The organism is Lactobacillus sp. PSON, from assembly GCF_052615405.1.
In genome coordinates this window covers 160,141-175,664 of sequence record NZ_JBQXFW010000002.1, presented here as the reverse complement: position 1 = coordinate 175,664, position 15,524 = coordinate 160,141, and the positions used below count along the sequence as shown (strand labels likewise).

Genomic DNA, 15,524 nt, shown 5'->3' with positions numbered 1-15,524 from the left:
CAATTTTAATAGATAAAAATAAAAAAAGCAAGTACAAAAATGCACTTACTTTAAAAATATCGGGAAGACAGGATTCGAACCTGCGACCCCCTGGTCCCAAACCAGGTGCTCTACCAAACTGAGCCACTTCCCGTTAATAAATGCGCCCAGAAGGATTTGAACCTTCAACCTTCTGATTCGTAGTCAGACACTCTATCCAGTTGCGCTATGGGCGCGTTATTTATCAACTACAATAGTATAACATAAATTTTGCTTCTGTCACTAAAAAAATCATAAAAAATACAAAAAAATGCCTGAAACTGACTACCTAACAGTTCCAGGCTATAATATTGTATCGAATTTTGTGTTTTAATACTATATTATTTCTTGTTATTTAATAAAATGGTTAGAAATTATTCATAGAATTTTCTAAAATTAATAGTCACCATTCATGATTGTATTCTTAACAATTACATAATCTACCAGCTTGATTGCGTTTAAATCGCATCCACCTGCGTAAGAGATGGATGATTGAAGATCTTGCTGCATTTCGCTTAAAGTATCACTAATTGCTCCGCGGTAAGGTACAAGCATTTGTTTACCTTCAACATTACGGTAGGCTCCCTTTTGCACTTCTGATGCTGATCCCCAATATTGTTTGTAAGTTTTGCCATCTATCTTAATAATATTGCCTGGAGATTCTTCATGACCTGCAAGCATTGATCCAATCATAACCATAGTTGCACCAAAACGGACGGATTTTGCAATATCTCCATTATGTCGGATTCCACCATCAGCAATTAAGGGCTTAGTTGCGACTTTTGAACACATTCTAAGTGCTGCCAGTTGCCAGCCTCCAGTACCAAATCCAGTTTTAAGTTTTGTAATGCAGGCTTTGCCAGGACCCACTCCAACTTTAGTAGCATCTGCACCTTCTTGCTCTAACTCGCGTACAGCTTCAGGGGTTGCAACATTTCCAGCGGTTAGAAAACTCTCTGGAAGTTTTTCTTTAATGTAATGAATCATGTCAATTACATAAGTAGAATGACCGTGGGCAACGTCAATGGTAATGTATTCAGGGATGATTTTTTCTTTTGCAAGACTGTCAATAAAATCATATTCGCTGTCTTTGATTCCAACCGAAATTGAAGCAAAAAGTCCTTTTTTATGCATTCGTTTAATAAAATCAAGCCTTGTTTCAGGTTGAAAACGATGCATCACATAATAATAATCGTTTTGAGCTAGCCAAGTAGCAAGCTTTTCATCAATAACACTTTCCATATTTGCAGGTACAACTGGAATTTTAAATGTTCGGCTTCCAAACTTAACACTTGTGTCTGCATCATGGCGACTTTTAATAATACCTTTATTAGGAACTAATTGAATATCATCATAGTCAAAGGCTTCCATACTAAAATAATTGCTCACTGTATATTCTCCTTAAGATAATTGAATGACTTGAGACAAAAATAATATAAGGGAGAAATATCAATTTGTCAATAATAAAAGCGAACTATATTTTTGCTGTAAATAAAAATAATTCGCTTTTTACATTGACATTCTAATAATTATTGCTAGAATATCATATGTAACAATTATTGATATTTAGAGGAGAAAGTAAAAATGACAGCAGTTGCAGTTGTAGGTAGTCAATGGGGCGATGAAGGTAAAGGTAAGATTACTGATTTCTTAAGTAAAGAAGCTTCAATGGCAGTTCGTTCAAATGGTGGTAACAATGCTGGCCACACTATTGATATTGATGGTAAAACTTTCAAGATGCGTCTTATTCCATCTGGAATTTTTGCTGCAAAAGATGGTGCAGTTATCGGTAATGGTGTTGTTATCAACCCTGAAGTAATGTTTGGCGAACTTGATAACCTTGAAAAAGAAGGTATTGATACAAGTAAGCTTCGTATTTCTAATCGAGCTCACATTATTATGCCTTACCACATCTTGCAAGATGAATACCAAGAAGAAGCAAAAGGTGACAAGAAGATTGGTACTACAAAAAATGGTATTGGACCTTGTTACATGGATAAGGCTTCAAGAGTTGGTATCAGAGTCTGCGATTTGCTTGAAAGAGATACTTTCGAAGAAAAATTACGTGCAAACTTAGCAGAAAAGAATGCTTTATTTACTAAAGTTTATGAAAAACCTGCTCTTAATTTTGATGATATTTTTGAAAAGTACTTAGAATATGGTCAAATAATGAAGAAGTATGTAACTGATACTTCTGTACTTGTAAATGATGCACTTGATAAAGATGAAAAGGTACTTTTTGAAGGTGCACAAGGTGTAATGCTTGATATTGATGAAGGAACTTATCCATATGTAACTTCTTCAAATACTATTTCAGGTGGAATTGCTTCAGGTATTGGTATTGGTGCTAATCGCTTAAAGACTGTGATTGGTGTCTGCAAAGCTTACACTACTCGTGTTGGTGAAGGTCCATTTCCAACTGAATTATTAGATGAAACTGGTGACAAAATTCGTGATATTGCTCATGAATATGGTACTGTTACTGGTCGTCCACGTAGAGTTGGTTGGTTTGATTCAGTTGCTCTTCGTCATGCAAAGCGTGTTGCAGGAATTAATGCTTTAAGTCTTAACTTGCTTGATGTATTTTCTGGTTTTGACAAAATTAAGATCTGTACTGCTTATGAACTTGACGGTGAAAAGATTGATTACTACCCAGCAAGTCTTAAAGAACTTTATAGATGTAAGCCAGTATACGAGGAACTTCCTGCATGGGAAGAAGATATTACTGGTGTAAAGACTTGGGAAGAATTACCAGAAAATGCTAAGAAGTTCTTGAACCGTGTATCAGAATTAGTAGGTGTTCCATTGGTAACTGTTTCAGTTGGACCAGATCGTGAACAAACTATCGTTTTGAAGAATCCTTGGGAAATTTAATTTATGTTAGAACGTTATACTCGTCCAGAAATGGGCAAAATTTGGTCACTTAAAAATAAATATGCTGCTTGGCTTAAGGTTGAAGTTGCAGCAACTAATGCTTGGGCAGAACTTGGTGAAGTGCCAACAGAAGATGCAGAAAAAATTGCAAAAAATGCAAGTTTTACAGTTGAACGTGTAGCAGAACTTGAAGAAGTTACTCATCACGATGTGGTAGCTTTTACTAGAACTGTTTCAGAAAGTTTAGGCGATGAAAAGAAGTGGGTCCACTTTGGTCTTACTTCTACTGATGTAGTAGATACTGCACAAGGCTATATCTTAAAGCAAGCCGATGAAATTATTCGCCAGGATTTAGCTGCTTTGAAAAAGACTATTGCTGAAAAGGCTCTTAAATATAAAGATACTGTTGAAATGGGGCGTACTCATGGAGTACAAGCTGAACCAACTACTTTTGGGTTAAAACTTGCTCGTTGGTATGCAGAAATCAACCGTGATATTGAACGTTTTGAGCATGCAGCAAAAGGTGTTGAAAGTGGAAAAATTTCAGGAGCTGTAGGAACTTTTGCAAATGTTCCGCCAGCAGTTGAAACTAGTGTAATGAAACAACTAGGTCTTACTCAACAGCCAATCACTAGTCAAATTTTGCCACGTGATCTCCATGCAGAGTACATTGCTACCATTGCTTTGATTGCAACTAGTATTGAAAATTGGGCCACTGAAATTCGTGGATTACAAAGAAGCGAAATTCATGAAGTTGAGGAACATTTCCGTGCTGGTCAAAAAGGTTCTTCTGCAATGCCTCATAAGCGTAATCCAATTGGTTCAGAGAATTTATGCGGGATGGCTCGAGTTCTTCGAGGCGAAATTGTAACAGCTTATGAAGATGTAACTTTATGGCATGAGCGTGATATTTCTCACTCTAGTGCTGAACGTGTCATTTTGCCTGATGCTACAATCGGTATTGATTACATGCTTAATCGCTTTAACCGTATTCTTACTAACTTGGATGTATTCCCAGAAACAATGCTTAAGAATATGGATCGTACTTATGGATTAATTTACTCACAACGTGTATTATTAAAGCTTATTGATGAAGCTGGACTTTCTCGTGAAAAAGCTTATGATATGGTACAAAAGTTAACAGCTAAATCATGGAATGAGCAGACTTCATTTAGAAAGTTAGTTGAAGATAGCGAAATTATGAACTACTTATCTGAAAGTGACATTGATGATGCGTTTGACTATCATTATCACTTGCGTCATGTAGATGACATTTTTAAAAAGCTTGGCTTAGAATAAGCTAATAAAAAGACCTGAAAAGGTCTTTTTTGTTTTTTCTACTATTATAGGTAAATGAAGGTACGATAACATATTAAAAGATAGAAGTTATATTGTAGAAATAAATAAGATAACAATGATGAATAATAAAACTAATCCTATTTATGATATACACATACATAAATAAACACAAAACAAGGCTGAAATCACCTACATAAAGGCGTTTTTACTTCAAAAATATGATTTTGTATATTATAACTTTGGTTATAATAATATATTTTTTTATATATTTTTAGAAAAATAAAAAAACATAAAATTATTTATCCAATTTTTGTTTAATAACAAGTATTATGGAACCTAATCTATTGCATGGATAGAAAATAACCTTGGTTATGTATTAAATAGCGGTGTTATTTAACCTATTCACGGGTAGACAATTATTTAAACCCTGCTATCCTTATAAATGAAGAGACGTAAAGGACTAATTGAGTTGATGAAGAAATTGACTACTTTGGATTCAATTCAAAAAAACATAGCAAATGGTTATATTTAGTAGATTAGGGGATTAGGAAAATGAGAAAGAATGTAAGATTTTTAGCAGTATTTGGAATTGCAGCCGCTATATTTGGTGGCAGTACAATGATGAGCAATGAAGTAGGGACTAATGCTTCAGCTCAAGAAGTTAGTGCAGCAACTATTAGTATGTCAAGTGCAAAGAAAGCTGGTTATACTAAATCTAGAGTTTTAAAGGCTAATAAAGGTCGCCTTTCTCAAAGCGATAAGAATAAGTTAATTAAGGGTTCAATGGCTGGTATGAAGAGTAACAACTGGGTTGACACAGATGCTTCAGACAGAACCAAAATCGTTAATGTGACTAACTTATCATGGAGTGATAAAGTTGAACTTAGTCACTTCACTATGAACTTAATCAACTCTGCCCGTCGTCAAATGGGTAAGAAGAGCTGGACCTACAGAAAGGGTGCGTTGAAGTTTGCAGACCGTACAGCTGCACAATACTACAACAACAACCGTTCATGCTGGGATTCAGACCACTATGTAGCAGGTATTCAACGTGCTGCAAAGCAATCAGGTCTTAATTCCTCTGTAGGTCAAGTATATGAAGACGAAGCTGGTCTTCCTATCAGCAGTGATTGGCATGGTCAAACTCGTTCAATGGCCGCTCTTAAGAATCAAATTTACTTTAACGTAAAGCAAATGGTATTCGGCGGTTTCTACGGTAACGAAAGTGATTACAACAATGCTTCTCGTTACACTGAATGGGAACACGCAGGTGACTTGTTAGGTCTTCGTTCAACAAACGGCTTTGACGCTAAGACTAAGTACTTCGGTGTAAGCTTTAGTGGTTTAAAGCATGACGAAAGCAAGATCAGTGTTCACATGATGGGTGTAGCAAAGCGTTACATCAAGAACTACAAGAAATTTAATAAGTAATCTTAATAAGTGATATAGATATAAATATATTCTGACGGTAGTTCGAAATTTTAATAAAGTTTCCTAATCCGAGAGGTTGAATGGTTTAGTCCCCATCTGACCTCTCTTTTAATATGCAAAAAAGTTGAGAAGATACTTTGACAAAAATTAGAATTTTTGTGAACACTTGAGTCTGTAAGTAAAATCGGTTATAGTTGTCATAATATCTATGTGAAGGAGAAGCTATATGAAGAAGTTTGTTTCAATGGTAATTCGTATTCTAGTATTTTTGGCAGGGATTGCACTATCAGGGTTCTTAGTTTGGCAATTAATGAATGGCGTTTCAATGTTGGATATGAATGTAGAGACTAAGGGACCCGTTATAGTTGTCATTTTTGGACTTTTGCTTTTAATTACACTTGGAACAGCAATAAGCTTTTTAGCTAATAGGCATATGGTTTCGACTTTATTTTTAGGAGCGCTTTTAGCAATTATTGCATTTGTATTATGGATTCGTCATCCGGACCAAGGTAATATTTATACTTGGTATTTTGTTTATGGACTAGCAAGTGGTGTGCTGAGTCCATTTGTAATAAGTAAGGAACAATAAATTTATTATAATGAAGGAATTAGAAAAATCGTTGCGCGTATTCTTCATGATTATCGCGCTTTTATTATTTAGTCAGGTAATTGGCACAGGACTTGATAGCAACAATTATTGGCTGCTTACATTTAGTGCAGTGATAATTTTGTCAGGAATAGTTGGATTAATTGAAAATTTAGAAAAGTTGGTTTTAGTTTTAGATATAATTATCTTAATTGGGACGATTATTTCCTGGGCAATACTTCATGGAGCATGGCCACTGTATTTAATGTATCTTGTTTATGGAGTGGTACAAGCTTGGATGAATTGGTATTGGATGAAGCAGTGTAAAGAAGATAATGAAGAAGACGCATCGTAAGGGATGCGTCTTTTTGTGTGTAAAAAAGTTGCGTCTCACGCAACTTAGGTAGATATAGAAAAACGTTTTTGTATACTTGTAAGAGTGAATTATTTAGAAGAGTTTTGAACTTTGGATAATGTCAACTTTAGCTCTTTTGCGAGATCATCTCGATCAATTAATGAAGCTAAATTAGAAATAGAGTTAGCTATGTTGTAATCATTCTTATTATTGCTAGTTTGATAGGACAATATGTGAGATAGAAATTTTTTCCTTAAACTTGAATCAGTGTTAAAGGCAGAATATGGTAGTTTATTGATTTTAGTTAATAGTTTCTGTGCTGAAGTTGTTTCTTTTAGGGTTAGCATGTTTAATGCATTTAAGAGTGAAGTAGTAGCATAAATTTCAGTTTCTAATCCTAACTTTTGAATAGTGGAAAAGTTATTGGTTATGGAGCAAGAAAGTCTATAAACAAAATTTGAATCCAAGAGATCAAGAGTATTACTGAAAATACTTATGTAATATTGGCTCCAGAAGTCTACATTACTTAAAGCGATGTAGAGCTTTTGTTGGTAATTTGTAGAAAGCAAATTTTTTTGTGTTATTTGGAAGTATAAATTGTAGCCAGTAGCAGCCAAAAATAAATCTTCATTTTTATTAGTATTTTTGTATATATCTAACTGTGATCTTGATAATGACAAAATTAAATCTAAATCATTTTCAATAAAAGCTTTTTGAAGATTATTTATTAGTTGATTCTCTGGACGTAATTTTGCCCAATTTTCAAATTCACTAGGTAAGATATGGATATTATATAAGAGCTGATTTAATTTTGATAATGGTATTTCTCCATCACCGGTTTCCCAATGTGAAACTCTTGATACAGAGAGATTATCAATATTTTGAGTAGCTTTAATTAAGGTTATGTTTTGTAGTTCTCGAAGTTCTCTAAATTTTTTACCAATTTCATTTTTAATCATTGGGGAGGTCCTTTCGATTTAGGTACTTATAAAAATAAAAGTTGCGTCTCGCGCAACTTTGGTAGATATAGAAAAACGTTTCTGTATACTTGTAAGAGTGAATTATTTGGAGGAGTTTTGAACTTTAGAAAGAATATCTTCTAGTTCTTCAGCAATGTCGGCCCTATCAATAAAATTAAAAATTTCAATTAAATTTTTTGCTAGTTTTAAATCTTTTTCTTTTTTAAATAGTTGATAGTTTAAGATATAAAAAGTAAATTTTTTATAGAAATTTGAATACACGTCAAAACTATTTGTTTTTAAGTCTTTTATTTGAATAAATAATTTTTGTGCAAGATTAGGAGATTTTATTGATAAAATTAACGTTGCATTTAATAGAACTAAGGAAGCATAAATATTATTTTCTAACCCGCTATTCTTTGTAAAATCAAAATTATATGCAAGTGACTGAGCAATTTTATAAATATCTTTTGGATTGAGTAAGTTAAGAACATTACCAAAAGCTGTAATGTAATATTGACTCCATAACGAAATTTTTGAAAGTTGATCAGTAATTTTTGCTTTTAATTTATCTGGGAAAATATTTTTACCACTCTTTTGAAAATAGAAATTACAAGTTAAAGCAGATAAATATAGTTCATTATTATCTTGAAATTTTTGATATTTATTTAATTGATTAGTTGCTAGATTGTGTAATTCATTTACATCGTTTGCAATAAATGCATCTTGTGTTTTAAGCGTTACTGTGTTGATGAATCTTAAACCAAGAAGTTCAGCAAATTCAGTAGGAAGAACATGGATGTTATAAAGCAATTGGTCTAGTTTATAAAGTGGAATATTAGATGAATCACTTTCCCAATGTGATAATCGAGAGGGAGAGAGTTCATCTATATCTTTTACAGCTTCTTTTAATGAAATGTTTTGTTTGGTTCTTAACTTTTTAAATAATTTACCAGCAGAATTATTATTCATGGAGGTATCCTTTCATGGGGATTTGTATAGTTGGACTTGAGAGTAATTGCACTACTACCTTATCTAGTTAAACTTAAGTTTTATATATTACATTAATAATTTAAATTAATCAATTAAAGATAAAATTTTCATATTGATAATGCTTTTGAAAAGAGGAGTTCTATCTATATAAAGTTCCACTTTATAGTTCGGATTGCAAATAATAAACAATGGGAGATCTTAGTCAGCTCTCTTTTTGTGAATAATTGAAAGGGTAAAAGGGATGACAAAAAGAACAAAAAAGATAATTGTAATAGGGGCAATAATATATTTTGCATTAACGACTTATATGGTATTAGCTGCTATTAAAGAAGAACTCCGTCCTGGGTTAAAGTTTGATGTGGATAATGGAATATATATGTTTCTTGGTGTACAGCCATTTGGGTTTGCAGATGACGGATTTATTACAAGTATGATGCCATTACTTTTAATACCAGTATTCAGTTCATTTTATATTATTTTCATTAAGAACAATAATAGTATAACTAACATAATTCAGAGAATTGGCTACAAAAAGTATTTACAGACATCAGTTTTACATGTTTTTTCATTTGCTAGCGTTTTTGCATTGGGTGTTCGGCTTTATGAAATAGTGTTAATTAATTGGTTTTATCCTCCATTTGCTTTTACTTCAAATAGTCTAGTAGTAAGTCAACGACCCCATTTTTCAAGTAATAGTTTGATTCATTTAATTGCATATTTGATTACTTCTTCCGTTGGTTGGGGAATATTTGCAGTGCTAATTTTTGCAATAGGATTATTTATTAAGAAAAATGCTATTTACCTAATTTCAGGAGCTGTTGTAGGATTAGCGTTAATGCTATTCTTTGCTTTATTTCCTATTAATTCAATTACTGTGTTTGTAGCTAACATAACTACAATATTTAATTTGATAGCACCAGGTCAAGTTTCTATACATAGCCAATACCCACCATTAGGATTACCTTTAACTTGGATAATAATTGCCATAATTTATGCATCTGTTTCGTTCTTATTAATCAGATTATGGTATAAGAAGCAATTACGAGGTGCTTAATGAAAGAGGAAAAAGGGATGACAAAAAGAACAAAAAAGATAATTGTAATAGGGATATTATTTTATTTAATAGTAGTTACTTATTGTATTTTTGCTGCAATTAAGGATGTACAAGGAGTAGGATTAAGTAATACTTCAGCAATTACTATGTTTTTTAATATTCAGTTTAGTGAGGTAGAAAGTTCTTTAACAAAAGATGTTATAAATCTATTAATTATTTCGGGATTAAGTTCATTTTATATTATTTTTATGAAGAATAATAATCAGTTTAATAATATTATTCAAAGAATAGGGTATAAAAAGTTCTTTCTAAAGAGCATAGTTAATGTTTTTTGTACTGCGAGTTTACTTACAGTATTTGTATATTTATATGAATTGATAGTAATAAATTGGTTTTATTTTCCATTGAACTTTTCCGGCAAAATAATGTTTGGAGAATTTGCTGCAACATTTTCTAATAATTTTGGTGTTCAGACAATTTGGTATATTTTATCCTCTTCCATTGGTTGGGGAATATTTGCAGTGCTAATTTTTGCAATAGGATTATTTATTAAGAAAAATGCTATTTACCTAATTTTAAGTGCTGTTGTAGGACTAGCATTGATTATGTTTGTTTTTTTACTTCCTATTAATTCATTTACTATATTTTTGGTTAATATACTTTCAATATTTAACTTGATTGCACCCGGACAGATTAGTTTTAACAGTCAATATCCACCATTAGGATTACCTTTAACTTGGATAATAATTGCCATAATTTATGCAAGTGTTTCATTTTTATTAATTAGATTATGGTATAAGAAGCAATTGCGAGGTGCCTAATGCAAGATAAGACAGAAAGATATTTTAAACAGACGCTTCTTTGGATAGCTGGGATTGGTTTAGTTACTAGTTTTTTCTATAGTAGTCACCATTATGAGATGGCTGATATTCCATATGTATTTTTATATGGGCATGGAGTATCGTTATATTTTCAAACTGCAGTTTATTTGATTGTTTTTACTCAGATTCTACGACTTCGTCCAATTAGAAATATGATTGAAGTGCGTAATAAAACAAATGAAACTATTTTAAAATTATTTAGATTAGTATTGTTAGACTGGCTTATTTTTTGGAGTTGTCTATTAATTCCATATTGTTTGATTCATCGGACGAAGTTATTTCAAGTTGGAGATTGGCGCTTGGGATTACTTCTATTAGTAATGCATATGCTATTAATGCTTATCGTAATGCTAATTATGATAGCTGCTTATAGTATGCCATATCCATATTTGGCATTTGTCTTTGCATTACTTGTAACGCTGCTATATCACTATAACTTAGAACGGCCAATATTAATGGTTAAGTATAGCATTATCTTTGATCCATTATATCAAGCAATCCACCATATTTATTATTAAGGAGAAAGTATGTTAAAAGTTGAGAATTTAAATAAAAAGTTTGGCAAAAAAGAAGTCCTAAAAGATGTATCCTTTGAATTACAACCCGGAGAGCGACTTCATATTATAGGAAAAAATGGTTCTGGTAAGTCGACGATTTTTAAGATTATTACTGGAATTTTAAAGCAAAATAGTGGCACAGTTAATGTTGATGATGGAGATGTAATTGGTGCACTTATTGAAAATCCAGGCTTTCTTGAATATGAAGCAGGTCTTGAAAATATGAAATTCTTGGCCGAACTTAATAATAATTATAATGAAGCTCAAGTACGCAAGTTAATGAAACGCTTATCACTTGATCCAGATGATTCACAGGCTGTAAGCAAGTATTCAATTGGAATGCGTCAAAAACTCGGCATTATTCAAGCAATCATGGAAAAGCAGAATATTGTTTTGTTAGATGAACCAACTCGTGGAATTGATAAAGAAGGAATTGCAGTTTTTGTAGAAATATTAGAAGAATTGAAAAAGCAAAATCGGGCTGTAATTATTGCTAATCATGATGACATTCCAAATCTTAAGTATGATAAAGAATTGAAGTTAGTAGATGGAGTCTTGGAAGGTGAGTAGAAAGCGCAGGTTTTGGATTTATGCGTTTATTACAGCTTTAATATTATTTTTAGCTAGGATAAACTTACCAGAATTGACCCTGAATAAGATGCAAGTGGTTAATTTCGGCTTGATTAGTAAGCCCTTAAGAGTAGCTTTATTGAATGCAAATGTTATTTTCTTTGATTACGCTTCTATTATTTTTGCAAGAAGTGAAGCTGATTCAATAGAGAATTTTTTGCTTTTTAGAAAAGTAGACTTTAAAAAACGATGGCAAGCATTTGATAGAAAATTTTTGGGATATTTAATATCAGTAATTTTAATTCATATGTTTCTTTATAATAGTAGAAACTGGATTATTTCCTCGGAAATATTGGCTGGATTTATTATTATGTGGATAGTGTTAGTGGGACTGCCAATGTATAAATTGCCTAATTGGATAAGATATGTATTAGTGGCAGTAGCGATAGGAATATTTAGAGTTTTAATGTAGGGTTTGAGAAAAATAATTTCTCAGGCTTTTTTATTTAAATTCAATGAAAGCACTTTATTTTTTGTAAACTAAGTATTATATTGATATAAATTACAAAGGAGTAAATATATGAAATTAAACAAATTAATAGCAAGCATAATACTGAATATAATAATATTAATTACTAGTAGTGGAAATGTATTTGCTTCCCCTCGTTCTGATAATTCAGAAGCTTTAAATCTATATAATCAGGGAATACGTGACGGTAAAATACAAAAATCTACTTATAATTATTCAGATTTTTTAACAGCTTATGATCAAGCTAAAGATATGTATCTAGATATTGATAATAATACTATCGATTTTGAAGAATACTTTGCCCAAGATAATAATTATGGTGCTATGCCAGATGGTTCTTCTCCTTTTGCAAATGATAAGTCTGATAATGATGAAGAGATATATTCACCGTTTTTATCATTATATACCACATCGCGGAGAGCAAAATTTATGGGTAAAGTAAAAAAAGGAGATATTTTATTAGTTGGTGGAGCAGTGGGACATGCGGCAATAGCTACAACTGATAATTATATTTTAGAAATGCCAGGTGGATATAATGTTGTAAAGTGGTTGGTTACAGGAATACCTAATAATAATAGTCAGAAAACTAAAAGCCAATGGATAGATAAATGGTGCAATCATGGTAAAGCAAAAATTCAGATTTGGCGTCCTAAAAATAAAACTATGAGTTCTAAAGTTGCAAATTATGCTGATTATAAATTTTGGAGTAGTACACACTCTAAAACTAAAAATAGATATATAACATATAAAATTACTCCTAGTTTAAGAAGTTTTGATTCAAATTATTGTTCTAAGTTAGTATGGCAATCATTTTATTATGGTTCAGGTAATTATAATGTTATTGGAACATGGTCAGCTGGATTAACATATGTAATGCCTAAAGCTTTAATTAATACTTTTAATAACACATATGCACCATATAAGGTTGCAACATACTAAATATCTATGAAAGCTATAAAACCACGTAAAGTACTGTTGATTTTGTTAACATCTCCTCTTTGGATATTTATATTATTTTGCATTTTTAATACATGTCAAGATATATATTTAGAGAATCAAAAGGCAATTGCATTACAACAAATGCAAAAAGTTACAAATCAACAAGGATATGAACCTATAGATTTTGATGCAGTTAAAATTAACGGAAAATTTATTACTATTTATGATTATCAAAGTTCATTTTCTACTAAAAAAACTTTGAAAAAGAATAAAATATTATTTCGAAAAAATAATATTCATCTAGGCAAATATGATGAATTAGATAGTCCATATAAGTATTCTATAAGTGCTGCTAAATTTTCCGGTAAATGGAAGGTTTATATTAAAGAAGAACCATTTGGAAAAGAAAAGGTATATACAGTAAGATAGTTTTAAAAAGCTTTGAGAAAAATAATTTCTCAGGCTTTTTTATTTTTAGCTTTTTTCTTAATCTTAAAATGTTAAAATTAGGTATTCAATTAAGTTTGGGAGATAAAAAATGGTTACGAAAAAACAGCGTCAGCTTTGGGCTTTTCTAGCAGCAGTAGCGTGCGTTATGTGGGGAATATCAGGTCTTTTTGCGAAGGCTTTGTTCAATTTGAGTCCGGCAATTACTCCAATGTGGTTAACGCAAGTCAGAATGGTAGTATCGGGTATTATCTTAATTATTGCGGCTGGATTTTTTAAGCAAAAGCCATTTAAAACGATGACTAATAAACGTGATGCTGTAGAAATTGTTGCTTATGGTATTTTTGGTTTAGTTCCATTTCAGCTTTTTTACTTTATTGTTGTACAAAAAGCCAATGCTTCAATTGCTACTATTTTACAGTTTATAGGACCATTTTTTGTGATGGCATATTTGGCACTTCGTCATCAACAAGTTATCAGAAGACTTGATGCAATTGCAGCACTTGCGGCCTTTGTTGGTGTAGTACTCTTAGCAACGCATGGCAATTTTACTCATTTAGCACTAACACCTGATACTTTGTTCTGGGGATTTTTATCAGCGATTGGAGTAGCAACTAATACTTTAATTCCAATTCATGTATTAAAATTACGCAAAATTTCAAGTTTAGTCGTAACTGGTTGGGGACTACTTTCTGCTGGAATCTGTTTAATGATTATTCATCCATCTTGGCCCCATGTTCCAAATGAACCACGAGTATGGTTATATACTGCTGGAGTAATTGTGATTGGAACATTAATTCCTTTTCAATTGATGACTAATTCTCTTCGTTTTATTCAAGCTTCAACCGCGAGCTTACTTGACGCATTTGAACCACTTGCGGCAACAATTGGATCAGTACTATGTTTTGGCTTAATAATGAAGCCGATTGATTGGTTTGGTTCAGTTCTTATTGTTTTAGCGGCAATGGCATTGAATATTGTACCTAAATCTAAAGTTAATAAAATTGAAGAAATAGAAGAATAAACAAGCTACCAATTATTGGTAGCTTATATGTTATGATGGATATTGTGAAAAATGAGGAGGAATTAAATTAGATGGATTCAAGAAAACAAAGGCAATTTTGGGCATTTATGGCAGCCTTAGCTTGTGTGATGTGGGGGATTTCTGGTCTTTTTGCGAAGGCTTTATTTAATACTAGTCCAAGTATTACACCAATATGGTTATCACAGATTAGAATGGTAACTTCGGGAATTATTTTGTTGATTGTGGCAGGTTTTTTTAAACAAAAACCACTTAAAACAATGACGAATAAACATGATGCTTGGATATTGATTGCATATGGAGTTTTTGGATTATTACCAGTACAATTGTTCTACTTCATTGTGGTTGCTAAAGCCAATGCTTCAATTGCGACTATATTACAATTTATAGGTCCATTTTTTGTGATGGCATACTTAGCAGTTACAAAAAAACAAGTCATGCGTACCATTGATGTAGTTGCAGCAATTGCAGCATTTATTGGGGTAGTACTTCTTGCAACACATGGGAAGTTTAATAGTTTTGCAATTACTCCAGAAGTCTTATTCTGGGGCTTGCTTTCTGCAGTTGGTGTAGCAACTAATACTTTAATCCCAATCAATGTTTTAAAGCGAGTTTCTAGTTTAGTCGTAACTGGTTGGGGTTTGCTTTCTGCTGGAATTTGTTTAATGATAGTTCATCCATCTTGGCCAAAAATTCCCAACACTCCACAAGTATGGCTTTATACAGGATGTGTAATTGTGATTGGGACTTTAATTCCATTTCAATTGATGACTAATTCACTTAGATTTATTAAAGCTTCAACTGCAAGTTTGCTTGATGCATTTGAACCGTTTTCTGCAACAATTGGGTCAGTGCTTTGCTTTGGATTAGTAATGAAGCCAATGGATTGGATTGGATCTATATTAGTTGTTTTAGCAGCAATGGCATTAAATATTACTCCTAAGAAGAAAAAGAAATCTAAACTTGAAAAGAATTAAAAATCACGAAGCA

General features: G+C 32.1%; 17 protein-coding genes and 2 tRNA genes. 14 read left to right on the top strand and 5 right to left on the bottom strand.

Annotated features, from left to right (window positions below; translation table 11 throughout):
- Positions 1 to 59: 59 nt before the first annotated feature.
- From ACTHPI_RS01350 to ACTHPI_RS01340, 3 genes are all read right to left on the bottom strand, one after another.
- Positions 60 to 133 (bottom strand) — tRNA-Pro (locus ACTHPI_RS01350).
- An 8-nt stretch (positions 134 to 141) separates the two neighbouring features.
- Positions 142 to 215, bottom strand: a tRNA-Arg gene (locus tag ACTHPI_RS01345).
- 199 nt (positions 216 to 414) lie between these two features.
- Positions 415 to 1,407, bottom strand: coding sequence for a GMP reductase (locus ACTHPI_RS01340; RefSeq protein ID WP_445352383.1), 993 nt, complete (start codon positions 1,405 to 1,407; stop codon positions 415 to 417).
- A gap of 195 nt (positions 1,408 to 1,602) precedes the next feature.
- Here ACTHPI_RS01340 and ACTHPI_RS01335 point away from each other — a divergent pair, with 195 nt between their 5' ends.
- From ACTHPI_RS01335 to ACTHPI_RS01315, 5 genes are all read left to right on the top strand, one after another.
- Positions 1,603 to 2,892, top strand: coding sequence for an adenylosuccinate synthase (locus ACTHPI_RS01335; protein WP_445352382.1), 1,290 nt, complete (start codon positions 1,603 to 1,605; stop codon positions 2,890 to 2,892).
- Positions 2,893 to 2,895: 3 nt separating this feature from the next.
- Positions 2,896 to 4,191 (top strand): adenylosuccinate lyase, encoded by a 1,296-nt coding sequence (gene purB, locus ACTHPI_RS01330; RefSeq protein WP_445352381.1) that lies wholly within the window; start codon positions 2,896 to 2,898, stop codon positions 4,189 to 4,191.
- A 552-nt stretch (positions 4,192 to 4,743) separates the two neighbouring features.
- Entirely contained in the window at positions 4,744 to 5,622 is an 879-nt protein-coding gene (locus ACTHPI_RS01325; protein ID WP_445352380.1) for an SEC10/PgrA surface exclusion domain-containing protein, read from the top strand.
- A gap of 226 nt (positions 5,623 to 5,848) precedes the next feature.
- Positions 5,849 to 6,211, top strand: a complete 363-nt coding sequence (locus tag ACTHPI_RS01320; RefSeq protein ID WP_445352379.1) for a hypothetical protein — start codon at positions 5,849 to 5,851, stop codon at positions 6,209 to 6,211.
- Positions 6,212 to 6,242: 31 nt separating this feature from the next.
- Positions 6,243 to 6,563: a hypothetical protein gene (locus ACTHPI_RS01315; protein ID WP_445352378.1), complete on the top strand. Its 321-nt coding sequence runs from the start codon at positions 6,243 to 6,245 to the stop codon at positions 6,561 to 6,563.
- Between the two features lie 89 nt (positions 6,564 to 6,652).
- On the opposite strand, the gene ACTHPI_RS01310 is transcribed toward ACTHPI_RS01315, so the two are convergent.
- Both ACTHPI_RS01310 and ACTHPI_RS01305 read right to left on the bottom strand, forming a co-directional pair.
- Entirely contained in the window at positions 6,653 to 7,522 is an 870-nt protein-coding gene (locus ACTHPI_RS01310) for a helix-turn-helix domain-containing protein (protein ID WP_445352377.1), read from the bottom strand.
- Between the two features lie 102 nt (positions 7,523 to 7,624).
- Positions 7,625 to 8,494 carry an Rgg family transcriptional regulator gene (locus tag ACTHPI_RS01305; protein ID WP_445352376.1) on the bottom strand — a complete coding sequence of 290 codons (870 nt, stop codon included), beginning with the start codon at positions 8,492 to 8,494 and terminating at the stop codon, positions 7,625 to 7,627.
- A gap of 262 nt (positions 8,495 to 8,756) precedes the next feature.
- Between ACTHPI_RS01305 and ACTHPI_RS01300 the strand changes: the two genes are divergently transcribed.
- The 9 genes from ACTHPI_RS01300 (at position 8,757) to ACTHPI_RS01260 (ending at position 15,511) form a co-directional block, all read left to right on the top strand.
- The gene (locus tag ACTHPI_RS01300) at positions 8,757 to 9,569 is read left to right on the top strand and encodes a hypothetical protein (protein WP_445352375.1); all 813 of its coding nucleotides are present in this window, start codon (positions 8,757 to 8,759) and stop codon (positions 9,567 to 9,569) included.
- The gene (locus ACTHPI_RS01295) at positions 9,569 to 10,390 is read left to right on the top strand and encodes a hypothetical protein (protein WP_445352374.1); all 822 of its coding nucleotides are present in this window, start codon (positions 9,569 to 9,571) and stop codon (positions 10,388 to 10,390) included. The genes ACTHPI_RS01300 and ACTHPI_RS01295 overlap by 1 nt, the downstream gene beginning before the upstream one ends.
- The gene (locus ACTHPI_RS01290) at positions 10,390 to 10,968 is read left to right on the top strand and encodes a hypothetical protein (RefSeq protein ID WP_445352373.1); all 579 of its coding nucleotides are present in this window, start codon (positions 10,390 to 10,392) and stop codon (positions 10,966 to 10,968) included. Before ACTHPI_RS01295 ends, ACTHPI_RS01290 begins: the two co-directional genes overlap by 1 nt.
- A 9-nt stretch (positions 10,969 to 10,977) precedes the next feature.
- Positions 10,978 to 11,577, top strand: a complete 600-nt coding sequence (locus ACTHPI_RS01285) for an ATP-binding cassette domain-containing protein (protein WP_445352372.1) — start codon at positions 10,978 to 10,980, stop codon at positions 11,575 to 11,577.
- Positions 11,570 to 12,049, top strand: coding sequence for a hypothetical protein (locus tag ACTHPI_RS01280; protein ID WP_445352371.1), 480 nt, complete (start codon positions 11,570 to 11,572; stop codon positions 12,047 to 12,049). Before ACTHPI_RS01285 ends, ACTHPI_RS01280 begins: the two co-directional genes overlap by 8 nt.
- 108 nt (positions 12,050 to 12,157) lie before the next feature.
- Positions 12,158 to 13,045 (top strand): hypothetical protein, encoded by an 888-nt coding sequence (locus ACTHPI_RS01275; RefSeq protein ID WP_445352370.1) that lies wholly within the window; start codon positions 12,158 to 12,160, stop codon positions 13,043 to 13,045.
- A 6-nt stretch (positions 13,046 to 13,051) separates the two neighbouring features.
- The gene (locus ACTHPI_RS01270; protein WP_445352369.1) at positions 13,052 to 13,474 is read left to right on the top strand and encodes a hypothetical protein; all 423 of its coding nucleotides are present in this window, start codon (positions 13,052 to 13,054) and stop codon (positions 13,472 to 13,474) included.
- 109 nt (positions 13,475 to 13,583) lie between these two features.
- Entirely contained in the window at positions 13,584 to 14,516 is a 933-nt protein-coding gene (locus ACTHPI_RS01265; protein WP_445352368.1) for an EamA family transporter, read from the top strand.
- 71 nt (positions 14,517 to 14,587) lie between these two features.
- Positions 14,588 to 15,511: an EamA family transporter gene (locus tag ACTHPI_RS01260; protein ID WP_445352367.1), complete on the top strand. Its 924-nt coding sequence runs from the start codon at positions 14,588 to 14,590 to the stop codon at positions 15,509 to 15,511.
- Positions 15,512 to 15,524: the final 13 nt, after the last annotated feature.

Bases quoted from the DNA above. Each gene is read 5' to 3' on its own strand.
- ACTHPI_RS01265 (WP_445352368.1), top strand. From the start codon at position 13,584: ATGGTTACGAAAAAACAGCGTCAGCTTTGGGCTTTTCTAGCAGCAGTA.
- ACTHPI_RS01310 (WP_445352377.1), bottom strand. From the start codon at position 7,522: ATGATTAAAAATGAAATTGGTAAAAAATTTAGAGAACTTCGAGAACTA.
- ACTHPI_RS01295 (WP_445352374.1), top strand. From the start codon at position 9,569: ATGAAAGAGGAAAAAGGGATGACAAAAAGAACAAAAAAGATAATTGTA.
- ACTHPI_RS01300 (WP_445352375.1), top strand. From the start codon at position 8,757: ATGACAAAAAGAACAAAAAAGATAATTGTAATAGGGGCAATAATATAT.
- ACTHPI_RS01320 (WP_445352379.1), top strand. From the start codon at position 5,849: ATGAAGAAGTTTGTTTCAATGGTAATTCGTATTCTAGTATTTTTGGCA.
- purB (WP_445352381.1), top strand. From the start codon at position 2,896: ATGTTAGAACGTTATACTCGTCCAGAAATGGGCAAAATTTGGTCACTT.
- ACTHPI_RS01260 (WP_445352367.1), top strand. From the start codon at position 14,588: ATGGATTCAAGAAAACAAAGGCAATTTTGGGCATTTATGGCAGCCTTA.
- ACTHPI_RS01270 (WP_445352369.1), top strand. From the start codon at position 13,052: ATGAAAGCTATAAAACCACGTAAAGTACTGTTGATTTTGTTAACATCT.
- ACTHPI_RS01290 (WP_445352373.1), top strand. From the start codon at position 10,390: ATGCAAGATAAGACAGAAAGATATTTTAAACAGACGCTTCTTTGGATA.
- ACTHPI_RS01305 (WP_445352376.1), bottom strand. From the start codon at position 8,494: ATGAATAATAATTCTGCTGGTAAATTATTTAAAAAGTTAAGAACCAAA.
- ACTHPI_RS01275 (WP_445352370.1), top strand. From the start codon at position 12,158: ATGAAATTAAACAAATTAATAGCAAGCATAATACTGAATATAATAATA.
- ACTHPI_RS01285 (WP_445352372.1), top strand. From the start codon at position 10,978: ATGTTAAAAGTTGAGAATTTAAATAAAAAGTTTGGCAAAAAAGAAGTC.
- ACTHPI_RS01335 (WP_445352382.1), top strand. From the start codon at position 1,603: ATGACAGCAGTTGCAGTTGTAGGTAGTCAATGGGGCGATGAAGGTAAA.
- ACTHPI_RS01325 (WP_445352380.1), top strand. From the start codon at position 4,744: ATGAGAAAGAATGTAAGATTTTTAGCAGTATTTGGAATTGCAGCCGCT.